Source organism: Rhodobacter sp. JA431 (assembly GCF_900217725.1).
Lineage (GTDB): Bacteria > Pseudomonadota > Alphaproteobacteria > Rhodobacterales > Rhodobacteraceae > Rhodobacter > Rhodobacter aestuarii.
Genome location: NZ_OBMP01000001.1, coordinates 739,535 through 753,939 on the forward strand (window position 1 = coordinate 739,535; position 14,405 = coordinate 753,939).

Annotated in this window: 13 protein-coding genes; 6 read left to right on the forward strand and 7 right to left on the reverse strand. The window is 60.7% G+C overall.

The window, feature by feature from the left end:
- The first annotated feature begins 41 nt into the window (after positions 1-41).
- Entirely contained in the window at positions 42-737 is a 696-nt protein-coding gene (locus CRO18_RS03255) for a glutathione S-transferase N-terminal domain-containing protein (protein WP_097081034.1), read from the forward strand.
- On the opposite strand, the gene CRO18_RS03260 is transcribed toward CRO18_RS03255, so the two are convergent.
- The 4 genes from CRO18_RS03260 to CRO18_RS03275 form a co-directional block, all read right to left on the reverse strand.
- Positions 734-1,375 (reverse strand): hypothetical protein, encoded by a 642-nt coding sequence (locus tag CRO18_RS03260; RefSeq protein ID WP_097081035.1) that lies wholly within the window; start codon positions 1,373-1,375, stop codon positions 734-736. The two genes, CRO18_RS03255 and CRO18_RS03260, sit on opposite strands and share 4 nt — an antisense overlap.
- Before the next feature lie 108 nt (positions 1,376-1,483).
- A complete protein-coding gene (locus CRO18_RS03265) occupies positions 1,484-2,275 on the reverse strand; it encodes an inositol monophosphatase family protein (protein WP_076485121.1) in 792 nt (263 codons plus the stop codon).
- A gap of 61 nt (positions 2,276-2,336) precedes the next feature.
- The gene (locus tag CRO18_RS03270; protein WP_076485120.1) at positions 2,337-3,533 is read right to left on the reverse strand and encodes an MFS transporter; all 1,197 of its coding nucleotides are present in this window, start codon (positions 3,531-3,533) and stop codon (positions 2,337-2,339) included.
- 78 nt (positions 3,534-3,611) lie between these two features.
- A complete protein-coding gene (locus tag CRO18_RS03275; RefSeq protein WP_076485119.1) occupies positions 3,612-4,517 on the reverse strand; it encodes a LysR family transcriptional regulator in 906 nt (301 codons plus the stop codon).
- A gap of 89 nt (positions 4,518-4,606) precedes the next feature.
- Between CRO18_RS03275 and metF the strand changes: the two genes are divergently transcribed.
- Both metF and CRO18_RS03285 read left to right on the forward strand, forming a co-directional pair.
- Positions 4,607-5,473 (forward strand): methylenetetrahydrofolate reductase [NAD(P)H], encoded by an 867-nt coding sequence (metF, locus tag CRO18_RS03280; protein WP_097081036.1) that lies wholly within the window; start codon positions 4,607-4,609, stop codon positions 5,471-5,473.
- A gap of 92 nt (positions 5,474-5,565) precedes the next feature.
- The gene (locus CRO18_RS03285) at positions 5,566-6,057 is read left to right on the forward strand and encodes a PaaI family thioesterase (RefSeq protein ID WP_097081037.1); all 492 of its coding nucleotides are present in this window, start codon (positions 5,566-5,568) and stop codon (positions 6,055-6,057) included.
- Here CRO18_RS03285 and CRO18_RS03290 read toward each other — a convergent pair.
- Complete coding sequence (locus CRO18_RS03290) at positions 6,009-7,019, reverse strand: DUF2235 domain-containing protein (RefSeq protein WP_249275975.1); 1,011 nt, start codon at positions 7,017-7,019, stop codon at positions 6,009-6,011. The two genes, CRO18_RS03285 and CRO18_RS03290, sit on opposite strands and share 49 nt — an antisense overlap.
- Before the next feature lie 215 nt (positions 7,020-7,234).
- Complete coding sequence (locus CRO18_RS03295; protein ID WP_097081039.1) at positions 7,235-8,380, reverse strand: type III PLP-dependent enzyme; 1,146 nt, start codon at positions 8,378-8,380, stop codon at positions 7,235-7,237.
- Positions 8,381-8,607: 227 nt separating this feature from the next.
- On the opposite strand from CRO18_RS03295, the gene CRO18_RS03300 reads away from it, so the two are divergent.
- The 3 genes from CRO18_RS03300 (at position 8,608) to CRO18_RS03310 (ending at position 12,853) form a co-directional block, all read left to right on the forward strand.
- Entirely contained in the window at positions 8,608-9,039 is a 432-nt protein-coding gene (locus CRO18_RS03300) for an Lrp/AsnC family transcriptional regulator (protein ID WP_076485115.1), read from the forward strand.
- 67 nt (positions 9,040-9,106) lie between these two features.
- On the forward strand, positions 9,107-9,886 hold the full coding sequence (locus CRO18_RS03305) for a VOC family protein (protein WP_097081040.1): 780 nt from the start codon (positions 9,107-9,109) through the stop codon (positions 9,884-9,886).
- Positions 9,887-9,976: 90 nt separating this feature from the next.
- Positions 9,977-12,853 carry a valine--tRNA ligase gene (locus CRO18_RS03310; RefSeq protein ID WP_097081041.1) on the forward strand — a complete coding sequence of 959 codons (2,877 nt, stop codon included), beginning with the start codon at positions 9,977-9,979 and terminating at the stop codon, positions 12,851-12,853.
- 117 nt (positions 12,854-12,970) lie between these two features.
- On the opposite strand, the gene CRO18_RS03315 is transcribed toward CRO18_RS03310, so the two are convergent.
- Positions 12,971-14,404, reverse strand: a complete 1,434-nt coding sequence (locus CRO18_RS03315; RefSeq protein ID WP_097081042.1) for a UbiA family prenyltransferase — start codon at positions 14,402-14,404, stop codon at positions 12,971-12,973.
- Between the last annotated feature and the right edge of the window lies 1 nt (position 14,405).

Genomic DNA, 14,405 nt, shown 5'->3' on the forward strand with positions numbered 1-14,405 from the left:
GATGGGCGAATTCGGGCAGGCTCGCGCAAAATGGAGGCATTATGACCGATCTGACGCAATTCCCGATCACGCAGCGCTGGCCCGCCACCAACCCGGACGTGATCCAGCTTTATTCGCTGACCACGCCCAATGGGGTGAAAGTCTCGATCATGCTGGAAGAATGCGGGCTGGCCTATGAACCGCATCTGGTGAAGTTCGACACCAATGACCAGATGACGCCGGAATTTCTGTCTCTCAACCCCAACAACAAGATCCCCGCGATCATTGACCCTAATGGGCCAAATGGCGCGCCGATGCCGCTTTTTGAAAGTGGCGCGATCTTGATCTATCTGGCCGAGAAGACGGGGAAATTCCTGCCGCAAGCGCAGCGCTATGAGGTGCTGCAATGGCTGATGTGGCAGATGGGGGGCCTTGGGCCAATGCTCGGCCAGCTTGGCTTCTTCCACGCCTATGCGGGCAAAGAAATCGAAGACCCACGCCCGAAAGAACGCTACCGCGCCGAGGCCGAGCGCCTGCTCAAGGTGCTGGATGGCGCGTTGGCCGGGAAAGAGTGGATTTGCGGCGACTATACGATTGCAGATATGGCAATTGCGCCGTGGTTGCGCGCGCTGCGCGACGGATACAAAGCCACCGATCTGGTTGGCTGGGACGCCTTGGCAAACATCCCGGCCTATCTGGAGCGGTTTTTGGCCCGTCCCGCCGTGCAGCGCGGCCTTGTCAGCCCGAAGCGGGATTAATCGGCGGGCATATCGCGCCCGACACGTTCGGCGATGCGAGTGGCCAGCCAAGCTGTCCACCCTTCGGGCTGGGTAAAATGAAAGGTTGCGCGCTCTGGCATCGGAATCGGGGCGCCCGCAAAGCGCGCCTCTGCCTCAAGCCTTGCGGCGGCGATAATCTGTTCGGGGCTGCGGGCAAGCGCGGCTTGCGCCAGTTCCACCACCTCTTCGCGGGTCAAGGCCGGGTCAAAAACCTGTGCCTCTTGCCCTTTGGTTTCAATGAAATCGCGCAGCTTACCTTGCGCCGCCTCGATCCGGGCAAGCGCCTGATCGCGCTGATCCGCCCGAAAGGCGCGTTCCAGCGGCAAGGTTTCTTCATGAGAGGCCAAATCCTCGGTCAGCCCATCAACGGCCGCCGCAAGTTCCATCGCCACCGTCTGATCGGTTTCAATCTCGGCTTCATCCTGACACGCCGCGATCATGTCGCGCAGCGCCTTGATGCGCCCCAGCGCGATCACATCTGCGGTTTCCACGAAGGCAATGTCACGCGCGGCGCGGCCAATCTCTTCCAGCGCCGATTCCAGCGCGAACAGCGGCTCTTTGGTGGTTAATGACGAAAAAGCGGTTCCCGCGAGCGTCCAAGCAGCATTGAATAGCATGGTGCATCCCCTTCTGGTGATGCAGGCAGCCTGTCATAATGTGGCTAACAAGTGGTGAACGAGAAACGGCTTTGTTCGTCCCTCGTTCACGTTATGGTCGCGCCTTGTTCAGGCTGCTTCGCGCAAGATCTTGCACAGAGGCTCGTAAAGTTCGGCGTTGCCCGCGATCACGGCACCGGATTCGAAGATATCGCGGCCTTCGCGCACCGGGCCGACGAATCCGCCCGCTTCTTTGACCAGAATCAGCCCCGCGGCCATGTCCCAAGCATTGATGCCACGCTCCCAATAGCCGTCATACCGGCCCGAGGCGACATAGGCGAGATCAAGCGCCGCAGCGCCCCAACGGCGCACACCCGCACAAACCGGCATCAGGCGCGCAAGATCTTGCAACGTCGCCGGCAGGGTGGAGCGGCCGCCAAAGGGCACGCCGGTGGCAAAAATCGCCTCAATCATGTGACGACGCCCGGAAACCCGCAGACGGCTTTCGTTCATAAAGGCACCAAGGCCTTTTTCGGCGTAGTACAGTTCATCTTTCGCAGCATCGAACACCACGCCCGCAACCACTTCGCCCTTATGTTCCAAGGCGATCGACACCGCCCAATGCGGCAGGCCGTGCAGAAAGTTGGTGGTGCCATCCAGCGGATCAACGATCCAACGGCGGGTCGGATCTTCGCCATCTTCCGCGCCGGTTTCCTCGCCAAGCCAGCCATAAGACGGGCGCGCGCCGCGCAACTCTTCTTTGATGATCCGCTCCGCTTCGCGGTCGGCTTTCGACACGAAGTCCCCCGGACCTTTGGCCGAGACTTGCAGGTTTTCCACCTCGCGGAAGTCTTTCACCAGCGAGCGACCCGCTTTGCGCGCGGCCTTGATCATCAGGTTGAGGTTGGCACTGCCTTGCATCGGGGGGCTCCTTGCGTTCAAGCGCTTGCCTTACACGGCAGAGGTAAAGATTCCAAGAGGGTCAGCGGGCAAGGAATTCGATGCGTTTGGGCAAGAAGATCGTCAAGATCCCCAGCGCAGGCAGGGCAGAGCAAATCAGATAGACGGTGCGAATGCCGTAATGGTCTGCCATCAGGCCCAAGGCCGCGGCGGCAATCCCGCCAAGGCCAAAGCTCAGCCCAAAGAAGATGCCCGCCACCATGCCCACCCGGCCGGGCAAAAGTTCCTGCGCAAAGACAACAATGGCGGAAAAGGCCGAGGCGAGAATAAGCCCGATCAGCACGCTGAGGATCGCAGACCCCGCGAGCCCCACATGCGGCAGCGCCAGCGTGAAGGGCAGCACGCCCAAGATCGAAATCCAGATCACCGTCATCGGCCCCCAACGGTCTGCCACTGGCCCGCCCAGCACCGTGCCCGCCGCGACAGCGCCCAAGAAGAGGAACAGCATCAGCTGTGCGGTCCGCGTATCCACACCAAAACTCTCGATCAGATAGAAGGTGTAATAAGAGCCAAGCGAGGCCATGTAGACGTTTTTCGAGAACACCAGAATCACCAGCACGGTGATCGCGGCGATGGTGCGGTTGCGCGGCAGGGGCAGGGTTTTATCAACGGGCTTGCGCTTGCGGTCATTCAGATGCGCGGCATACCAGCGGCTCACGCGGACGAGGATCATGCCCGCAATCACCGCCAGCGCACCAAAAAGCGCGACCGAGGGCCGCCCGAAGGGCAACACGATGAAGGCGGCCAGAAGCGGGCCAATCGCCGTGCCGAAATTGCCGCCCACCTGAAACACAGATTGCGCCAAACCAAACCGCCCGCCGGAAGCAATGCGCGCCACCCGGCTTGATTCGGGGTGAAAGATCGCCGAGCCAAAGCCCACGAACATCGCCCCCAAGATCAGCGCCGCATAAGAGGGCGCGAAAGCGAGCCCCATCACGCCAACAAAGGTGGAGACCGACGCCACAGGCAAAGACCACGGCTGCGGGCGGGCATCGGTAAAAATGCCAATCGCGGGCTGCAACAGCGAGGCCGTGCCCTGAAAGGCCAGCGTCAAAAGCCCGATCTGCCAGTAATCCAGCGCAAAATCTGCCTTCAGGATCGGGTAGATCGACGACAGCATCGACTGCATCACATCATTGAGCATGTGACAGGCGGAAATCGCGAAAAGAATCGGGAAGACGGTCGCGCTGGCGGCGCGCGGCTGGGGAATAGCGGTCATCGGAGCCCTGCGGGATGTGAAGGCGCGATTTAACCGCGCCCCGGCTCCCCCGTCACGCGCAAGATTGTGCCCGTTACATCAGGCGCGTTGCAGCTTGACCGGTTCTGTCCGCGCGAGCCGCAGGAAATGCGCCATGTAGGGTTCCGCAATATCCTCGGCACGGGTCGCGGCATAGAGGCGCTTGGTCAAGCCGTTTTCCGTCACCGGTTTGGTGATGTAATCGGGCTGATATTTCACCTCGCGCAGCACCCAATCGGGCAGCACCGCAACGCCACGACCCGAGGCGACCAACATCAAGATCACCGCCGTAAGTTCGACTTGGCGGTGCGCTTTGGGCGTCACTCGCGCGGGAGTCAGTAGAAGCGAAAACACATCCGACCGGGCGCGGTCGATCGGATAGGTGATCAGCGTCTGATCGACAAAGTCTTCCGCCACCACAAAGGGCTTTTCGGCCAGCGGCGAATGCGCCGCCGCGATAAAGGTGGGCGAATAGTCGAAAAGCGGGTTGAAGGTGATGCCCTCGAGCTTCTCCGGGTCTGATGAAATCACCAGATCCACCTCTTCGCGGGCCAGCGCGGGCAGTGCGTTGAAAGCGAGTCCCGGACGGATGTCGATGTCGATATCGGGCCAGGCGCGACGAAAAGCCTCAAGCACTGGAAACAGCCAATCATAACAGGCGTGGCACTCAATCGCGATGTGAAGCCGCCCCACACGGCCTTGACGGATCGCGGCAAATTCCGCCTCGGTTGCCTCAATTTCAGGCAGGATACGTTCGGCAAGCCGAAGCAATTTCAGCCCCGCCGCCGATAGGCGCAACGGTTTGGAACGGCGGGCAAAAAGCTCGACCCCCGCTTGTTCTTCGAGCCCCTTCACCTGATGGCTCAGCGCGCTTTGCGTGATGTGCAAAATATCTGCCGCTTTGGCCAATCCACCCGCGTCATGGATCGCTTTGATCGTGCGCAGATGACGGAACTCCAAGTGCATTATGAACCAACCTCAAGACCATCTTGAACTTTATGAGTTTGTTTCACATGCTCGGATATGAGACAAGGGGATAACGAAAGGACAGTCACATGCCCACGCCCAAAGTCAGCTTTGAATTCTTCCCGCCGCAGACCCTCGATGCGTCGTTCCGCCTGTGGGAAACGGTGCAGGTTCTGGCGCCTCTCAACCCGACGTTTGCCTCGGTCACCTATGGGGCTGGCGGCACGACCCGCAAATTGACCCATGATGCGGTGGAAACGATCCACGAGCATTACGGGCTCAATGTCGCCGCGCATTTGACCTGCGTCGACGCGACGAAAGCCGAAACCCAAGAGATCATCGATTCCTATGCCGAGGTTGGCGTGACCGAGATCGTCGCGCTGCGCGGCGACCCGCCGAAAGGCGCTGATCGGTTCACCCCGCATCCCGAAGGCTTTGCCTCGTCGGTCGAACTGATCGAATGGCTCGCGAAAGATGGCCGCTTCAACATTCGCTGCGGCGCCTATCCCGAGCCGCATCCGGAAGCCACCGACCCGATGGCCGATGTACGCTGGCTCAAGCGCAAAATCGACGCGGGCGCGACCTCGGCGATCACCCAGTTCTTCTTTGAGGCAGAGACCTTCTTCCGCTTCCGCGATGCCTGCGTGAAAGAAGGGATCACCGCGCCGATCATTCCGGGCATTTTGCCGATCCAATCGTGGAAAGGGGCGAAGGGTTTTGCCAAGCGCTGTGGCACCTCGATCCCCGCTTGGGTCGAAGAGGCGTTTGAAACCGCCGCACGTGATGGGCGCGAACAGCTTCTGGCGACCGCGCTGTGCACTGAGCTTTGCGACAATTTGGTTGCTGGTGGTGTGGATGAGCTGCATTTCTACACGCTCAACCGCCCCGAGATGACCCGCGAAGTGTGCCACGCGCTGCGTATCAACCCCGGTGTCGTGCTCGAAAACGTCGCCTGAAAGCACCTGACGTAACGAAACTTTCAAAGGGGGCCTCGGCCCCCTTTTCCGTTTGGCTGCCGCGGTTCAGGCTAAGTCAAAGGGGAGCCACCATGACCACGCAGAAATTCGCTGAAACCGCCACAGACTTTTTGCCGCTCTCCGAAGTGGGGCAAATGTCGGGGCTCGACTATATGCGCAAGATGATGGCGGGCGAGGTGCCCTCCACCACCTTTGCGCGTGGCTGTAACTACTGGATCAGCAGAGTGGAATCGGGGCTGGTGGAGCTGACCGGCTTGCCGCACCACGACCACACCAACGCTTTTGGCGGCGTGCATGGTGGCTGGTACGGCGTTTTATTGGATACCTGCCTGACATGCGCGGTGATCACCGGCCTTCAGCCCGGTCAGGTACAAACGACGCTGGAACTCAAAATCAACATGCTGCGCGCCATTCCCTTGGGCACCGAAGTGGTGGCCGTGGGGCGGCTAGAACATATTGGGCGCTCGACCGGCGTCGCGCGGGGCGAAATTCGCGGCACCAAGGATGGCAAGACCTATGCCCTTGGCACGGCCACTTGTCTGGTCATGGCCGCACCGGGCTGACGCTTCGGCAGCGGCAGGATTTTCAGCCACCATTCGCGCCGCGCCGCCAAGGCGGTTTCGTGAATCCGTTCGGACGCACAGCGATGCACCACCCGCGGCGCGCGCAAAAGCGAGGTTTTCCCCCAACCGCCCCAACTGCCCACCGAGGGCGCAGCGGCATCCCGAGGGAAATTGGCCCGCCAGTTGAAGGGCAGTTCCAACCCAAGCCCCTCGGCGCGCTCCATCATCCAAACCAGCGGAATATTGGCAAGCGGGCGCGCGCGCTCCTCCCCGGCCAGTTGTCCGCCAATATCGGCGTGGCAGCCCCGAAACCAAACCTGCTCGATCCGATGCGCTCCGGTTTCTTCACGGTTCCACATGAGCGGCGCCAAGACTTGCCGGGTCTCATGCAGCGCCAAGGCCTGAAAACCATGCCGAACCGAGGGGCCTAGATCGTGGTCGTGAAAATCGACCCGCGCCGCGCTACTTGCGGTACGAAATGGAAAACGCGGGCCAAGTGCTGCCACGGTATCGAAGACCCCCACCATCTCGATGCGCGTTGTGCGATGGCAGTTTCTCTCACGAAAAGCGTCAGAACCAACGCCCGCCATGTAGTGGCGCCAAGCTTGCAGCACGTTGCGTTCCGTCGCCGCGCTTGCCTTCAGAAGGCCCACCTTGTCGATCAGCCCTGCCAGCGAACGCGCCGCGAAAGCGCCGCGCGAATAACCCAGCAAAAAAATCCGGTCGCCGGGACGGTAGCGCATTGCCAGCCAGCCATAGGCCCGCATGATCTGCGCCTCGACGCCCCAGCCCAGCCAAACGTCTTTAAGGTCGCGCCAAGCGCGATAGCGCAGCCCCCGCCCATAATACAGCGAGGCACGCGGCAGGCTGCCGCGTAGGTAGAGGTAAAGAAGCCCAATCGAGGTGCGCCGCATCGGGTTCAGCGACCCAAGCGTTCCATCCAAAAGAACAACATGATCCACAGGGCCCCGCGCAGGGCGCCGGGGGCTGATGGTCGGTGCGCACGCGGCACGGTCTTCATGCCGCGTGCGTCCGACAAGGCGTTGGAACAGGGCAACCATGACACCACTCGCAAAAGGAAAACGACCTCGCCTCCTTCACTGTAGGGCAAGGCCGTTAACTCTCAATTACGATCGCGGCAAAGTGTCACACGCAACCCAAAGGTGTGGCCTTTTCGTCAACCACGCAAAGACAAAGCGGTGACGATTTCCATCTGACCAAACCCGTTGAACCGGGTGTTGGTGGCCGAGGAATAGGCCCCCATCCCGTGAAATAGGAGGAAATCGCCTTCTTCGAGCGTGGTCGGCAGGGGCAGTTCGCTCGGCAGGCGATCCACCGAATCGCAGGTCGGGCCGAAGACGATGCGTTCAATTGTGTCGCCCGAGCGCATCACGCCCATCGGCGAGACCACATCGACGCGCTCGATATTCCCCACCAGCGGCAGTTCCGCGAGCCCGCCATAAATCCCGTCATTCAAGAAGACATGCAGATCATCGCGCAAAGCTTTGACGCGGGTGATATGCGTGAAAGCATCGCCCACCAGACCGCGCCCGGGTTCGCACACAAGCGCGGGACGGGCGTCGCCAAAGGCTTCAGTGGCCACGCGGTCGATCAGTGCGAAGATATCTTCAAGCTTAGGTGCCGGGCCGAGGGTACGATGGTTCGGGAAACCGCCACCAACGTTGAGCCGATGTGCCTTCACACCCGCGCTGCGGCAAATCTCGGCAGCGGTGCGGATATAGGCATCCCATGCCATCGGATCGGTGCATTGCGTGCCCGGGTGGAAGGTGAGCGAAGGGGTGAACCCAGCTTCAGCCGCACGGGCAAGCAGGTCCGCCGCCATCTCCGTGGTGGCCCCGAATTTCGCGCCAAAATTATAGGCCGCACCTTGCACCGGAAGCTTGAAGCGAACCGAAATCTCGCAGCCCTCGGCGGGAACCATCTCGATCAGTTTTTCCAGCTCAGACCGCGAATCGACCGACCAAGTTTTCACCCCAGCGCGCACCGCATGAGCGATCTCATCGCGGCCACGCACCGGGTTGTGGTAATGCAGCGCAGCCCCCGGCGCGATACGGCGGATCATGTCGATCTCGGCGGGCGAGGCCACGTCAAACCCGCGAATGCCCGCCGTCACAAGGTTCTCGATCACCATCTCATCAGGGTTCGATTTCACCGCATAGGTGACCAGCCCCGGAAAACCGCGCAAAAATCGGCGCGCGGTCGTTTGCAGGATCTCAGGGGAAAACACGAGCACCGGGTGATCGGGCTGTTTCGTGCGGATGATTTCGGACGGGTTCGCCCAGATAGTCTTCGACAGTCCCATCGGCTTCTCCTCGCCAACAGAATTGCAGCCACCTCTTGCCCCGGCTTTACGGGTCGGGAGACGCTTACAGCGTTTCAACCAACCAGGCCAGGTGCGTATGAGCCGCCCTTTCCCTGTCTTCTCAGTCTGCGCGATATGATGCACATTTTCACCGATCAAAAGAATAGAAATGGCGCGTATCGTCGTTATAATGACGAAAATTCCGGTCAATCTGCTGGTGTTGCAAAATGGACGAACTCGACAAGGCAATTCTGGGGCTTCTGTCCGGCGATGCGCGGATTTCGGTGGCCACTTTGGCGCGCAAGCTGAAGGTGGCACGCTCCACGATTCAGGCGCGGATTGAGCGGCTTGAGGTCACTGGGGTGATCGCGGGCTACACCGTCAAGCTGGGTGAAGCCGCCCGCGCAGGGCGTTTGCGCGCCACAGTTTTGCTGATGATTGAGCCGCGCGCACAGGCCGCCATTTTGACCCGGCTGCGCGCCATTCCGGAGGTGGAGCGCATTTCCACCACCTCAGGCCGGATCGACCTTTTGCTACAAGTCGCCTCCAATTCGACCATGCAGCTTGATGAGGTGCTCGACCAAATCGGCGAAATGCAAGGGATCAAAAGCTCCGAAAGCCTGATCCATCTCAGCACCAAACTCGACCGCGCCGTCTGAGCCAAAGCTGTCGCAAAGGCGTGCTGCGAATCGTGCTAGGTTGGCGTTCTGTTTTCAGGAGAATGCCATGTCCTTTCAAGGTCTTCCTTGTTGGTTTGAGCTTTCAGTGGCCGATCTGGATGCCGCGCAGGCGTTTTATGGCCCGATTTTAGGATGGAACTGGACCAGCGCCGGGATGGAGGGCCTCGATTACCGCTTGGCCCGTGCGGGCGAAGACATGGTGGCAGGCGGCCTGCCGCTGGACGTTTGCCCACCGGGCACACCGCCCAATTGGATGATCTATATTTCGGTCGAGAATTGTGACGCGACGGCCCAGCTTTGCGCCGATTTGGGCGGCAAGGTCTGGAAAGAGCCGACCGACATTCCCGGCACCGGGCGCTTTGCGATTTTGGGTGACCCGCAAGGCGCGGTGATCGGCATCATGCAACTCGAACCAATGGACCCGCCAAGCCCCAGTGGCGCATGGGATCAACGCACGCCGGGGCATGGCACATGGCTTGACCTCACATGCCCCGCCCCGATCGCGGGGCTTGAGTTTTATCGCAAGCTTTTTGGCTGGCGGCGCAATATGCAATTTCCGGCAGGGCGCGCGGGCACCTATTTTGTTTTCGCGCATGAGGGCACCCGCATTGGCGGCGCGATGGGGCTTGGCGAAAGCGATTGCACACCGCCCCCGCATTGGCTGCCCTATTTTAGCGTGCCTGCGCTCCGCCGCGCGCTGGAACAGGTCACCCAACTTGGTGGCGCGGTGCTGCGCGGCCCGATAGAGGTGCCCGGCACGGCCTTCACCGCGACGGTCAAAGACCCCCAAGGCGCGATCTTCGCGCTTGTCGCCCGCAATCGGTAAAGCAGCTAATCCTTGGGGCAAACCGTCTCGGAGGCTTTTCCTTAGAAGGTGCGCGCGCTAAAGAGCGTCAAGCCCTGAAAGGACAGACCGATGACGATGGAAAAGACCTTTGACGCGCGCGCCGCCGAGCCGCGGCTTTATGCGAAATGGGAAGAGGCGGGCGCTTTCAAAGCGGGCGCCAATGCCTCGCGCCCGGAAACCTTCTGCATCATGATCCCGCCGCCCAACGTAACGGGCGCGCTTCATGTCGGTCATGCCTTCAACAACACGGTGCAGGATATCCTGATCCGCTGGCACCGGATGCGCGGCTTTGACACGCTGTGGCAGCCGGGCCAAGACCACGCGGGCATTGCCACCCAATTGATGGTGGAAAAGGAACTGGCCAAAACCGGGCAGCCTTCACGCGCAGAACTGGGCCGCGATGCGTTCTTGGAAAAGGTCTGGGAGTGGAAGGGCAAATACGGCTCCACCATCATCAACCAGCTTAAGCGCCTTGGCTCATCGTGTGACTGGTCGCGCAACGCTTTCACCATGTCGGGCGCCGAAAACGCCCCGGCAGGCGAAGAAGGCAACTTCCACGATGCGGTGATCAAGGTCTTTGTCGATATGTACAACAAGGGCCTGATCTACCGCGGCAAGCGGCTGGTGAACTGGGACCCCCATTTTGAAACCGCGATTTCAGATCTTGAGGTCGAGAATATCGAAGTTGCGGGCCATATGTGGCACTTCAAATACCCGCTCGCGGGTGGGGCAACCTATGAATATGTCGAGAAAGACGAAGACGGGAATGTGACCCTGCGCGAGACGCGGGATTACATTTCCATCGCCACCACGCGGCCCGAAACCATGCTGGGCGATGGCGCGGTGGCGGTGCATCCGTCTGATGAACGCTATGCCCCGATTGTCGGCATGCTGTGTGAAATTCCGGTCGGGCCGAAGGAACACCGCCGCCTGATCCCGATCATCACCGATGAATACCCCGATCCGACCTTTGGCTCGGGTGCGGTGAAGATCACTGGCGCCCATGACTTCAACGACTATCAGGTCGCCAAACGCGCGGGCCTGCCGATGTATCGGCTGATGGATACCAAAGGCGCGATGCGCGCCGATGGGGCGAGCTATGAAGACTGCGCCAAACGGGCGATGGAAATCTCGAAAGGGGCGGCGTTTACCGAGGCCGAGATTGATACGCTCAACCTGATCCCCGAGGAACTGCGCGGGCTGGATCGGTTCGAGGCGCGCAAGCGCGTGGTCGAACAGATCAACGCCGAAGGTCTGGCGGTGATGACCAAAGCCACGGCCAAGGATGACGAAGGCAACGAGGTCGAGACGCTGGTTCCCTATGTCGAGAACAAGCCGATCATGCAGCCCTTTGGCGACCGCTCCAAGGTCGTGATCGAGCCGATGCTGACCGACCAATGGTATGTGGATGCCGAAAAGGTCGTGGGCCCGGCGCTGGATGCCGTGCGCAACGGCACCACCAAAATCATGCCCGAAGCGGGCGAGAAGACCTATTACCACTGGCTCGAAAACATCGAGCCGTGGTGCATCTCGCGCCAGCTTTGGTGGGGGCACCAGATTCCGGTGTGGTATGACGAAGAGGGCAACCACTATTGCGCCCCGTCTGAAGCCGAAGCGCAGGCGATGGCCCCCGGCAAGGTGCTGACCCGCGACCCCGACGTGCTCGACACTTGGTTCTCGTCGGGTCTCTGGCCGATCGGCACCCTTGGCTGGCCGGAAGATACGCCGGAAATGGCGAAATACTTCCCGACCGATGTGCTGGTGACGGGCTTTGACATCCTCTTTTTCTGGGTCGCCCGGATGATGATGATGCAGCTAGCGGTGACGGGGAAAATCCCGTTCCACACCGTTTACCTGCACCAGCTTGTCCGCGACGAGAAGGGCAAGAAGATGTCGAAAACGGCGGGCAATGTGATCGACCCGCTCGAAATCATTGATGAATACGGTGCCGATGCTTTGCGCTTTACCAATGCCTCGATGGCGGCGATTGGCGGGGTTCTGAAGCTTTCGAAAGACCGGATCGCGGGCTATCGCAACTTTGGCACCAAGCTTTGGAACGCGACCCGCTTTGCGGAAATGAATGGCGTGTTTGAAGGCCCGGCGGTGGCCGGTGTGCCCCAGCCCAGCCATACGGTGAACAAATGGATCATCGGCGAAACCGCGAAAGTGCGTGAAACCGTCGATGCGGCCTTTGAAAGCTATCGCTTCAACGATGCGGCCAATGCACTTTATGCCTTTGTCTGGGGCAAGGTCTGCGACTGGTATGTGGAATTTGCCAAGCCGCTCTTTGACAGTGACGAGGCCGAGGAAACCCGCGCCACCATGCGTTGGGTGCTCGATCAGTGCTACACGCTGCTGCACCCGATCATGCCGTTTATCACCGAAGAGCTGTGGGGCCTGACCGGTGAGCGGGCAAAAATGCTCGTTCATGGCGACTGGCCGAGCTATGGCGCGGAACTGGTTGATGACGCCGCCGACCGGGAGATGAACTGGGTGATCGGCCTGATCGAGGAAATCCGGTCTTCGCGTGCGCAACTGGGCGTGCCGGTGGCGATGAAACTGCCGATGACCTTGGCCGAAGCCGATGTCGCCGCCCGCGAGGCGCTGGAGCGCAACGAGGCGCTGGTGTTGCGCCTTGCGCGGCTTGAAAGCATCACCGAAGGCGTGGTGGCGAAAGGCTCGATCTCGATCCCGGCACCGGGGGCGTTGTTTGGCCTGCCGCTCGAAGGGGTGATTGATGTGGCGGCGGAAAAAGCGCGGCTGCAAAAATCGCTCGCCAAGGTCGAAAAAGAGGCCGCTGGCCTGAAAGGCCGCTTCGCGAACCCGAAATTCATCGCGAATGCGGCGGAAGAGGTGATCGAGGAAGCCCGCGCCAATCTGGCCGCGCGCGAAGAAGAGGCGGCGAAGATCAGCGCCGCCATCGCGCGCCTGGCCGAGCTTGGCTAAAGGAAAAAAGGGGGGCGTTGTCCCCCTTTTGCCTGCGGCAACTCCCTCTCGGGATATTTGAACCACGTCGAAGGGCGCGTTTTCAGTGTTCTGAAAGCGCGCCCTTTGCATTGCGGCTTAAGCGCCGAACCATTCGGCCCAAAGGCCCGCCGCCCAGAACATGAGGCTCAGTGTCATCATCAAGATGCCAAGCCCGAATTTGTCTTTCAGTGCGAAGACAATCGGGTCGTAATCTTGTTTGCCAAACCAGCCGAGCGCCACCATGCGAATAAGCCACCAACCCATCGGCAGCATGGCCACCCACATCAGCCATGTGTCGGGATAGAGCATCTGCCCTTGGTCAGAGATCGAATAGAGAAAGAAGATCAACAGCGCCCCAAAGACGCCAAGCCCCGCGACATTGAGCAAATCGCCCCGGTCGGGCCGCCCATAACCACGCCCGGGCAAACGCTCGTCATTCTTGGCCAAGGTGAGTTCGGTGAGCCGTTTCACGCAGCCCAAGGCAACGAACACCGGGAAGATAAAGATCAGCATATAGACCGAGACATCCACCTGCCCCGCCGCCGCGCCCGCCACCACGCGGATCGTGTAAAGGCTGGCCAGCGTCGCAATATCAACCCAGCGCATTCGCTTGAGTTTGAGCGAATAGGCAAGCGAGGTGAGCATATAAAGCGCGACAATGCCCAAAAACCCGGGGTTCAGCGCGGCGGCGATGCCAAGCGCGCCCAGCGCCAAGCCGACGAAAGCCAGCATCCCCACCTTGATGGGGACAGCCCCGCTTGCAAACGGGCGGCGGCATTTCGTGGGGTGCAGCCGGTCGGCCTCTAGGTCGAGCAGGTCGTTGATGATGTAAATTGACGAGGCCGCAAAGGAAAAGGCCAGCATCCCGAAAAGGATTGGCACCAAGGTCACAAGGTCAAACCGGTGCGATGCAATGAGCGGCAACAAAAGCAGCACGTTCTTGACCCATTGATGCGGGCGGATCGCTTTCCACAGCGCCTTTGGCGCCCAGCCGCCAGCAATATTGACCACGCCCACACCACGCGTGCTGAGCGTTTCGGCCTCGGGGACTTTGCCGACAACAATCGCCGTCTCGGCATGCTCCCAAACCGCCATATCGGTGGCTTCATTGCCGGCATAAAGGAAGCCCTTCTCGCCAAAGGCATGGGTCAAGGCCCCCGCCTTAGCGGCCCCTTTCAGGTTCACCCGCCCCTCGGTCGCGAAGACGCGTTCTGAGAGACCATGCTGCGCGGCCAAGGGCTCCACGAGGCTGCGATGCGAGGCGGAGGCCAAGCAGACCTCACGCCCCTCGGCTTGCGCGGCTTTCGCCACCTCTAGCACGGCGGGGTTCACCGGCATGAGATCGGTGCGCAGCGGAACCGCAGCCGCTAATTCGGCCTTAAGCTGCGGCGGGTTCGAGAGGTTTGTCGCCGCAATGCGCAAGGTGGTGAACGGGTCGCGCCCAAGCCCGGCCCAAAAGCCTTCGTACAAAAGGTCCGTGTTCAGGAAGGTGCCATCGACATCCAGCACCAGCGGTTTCAGTTCCGTCATC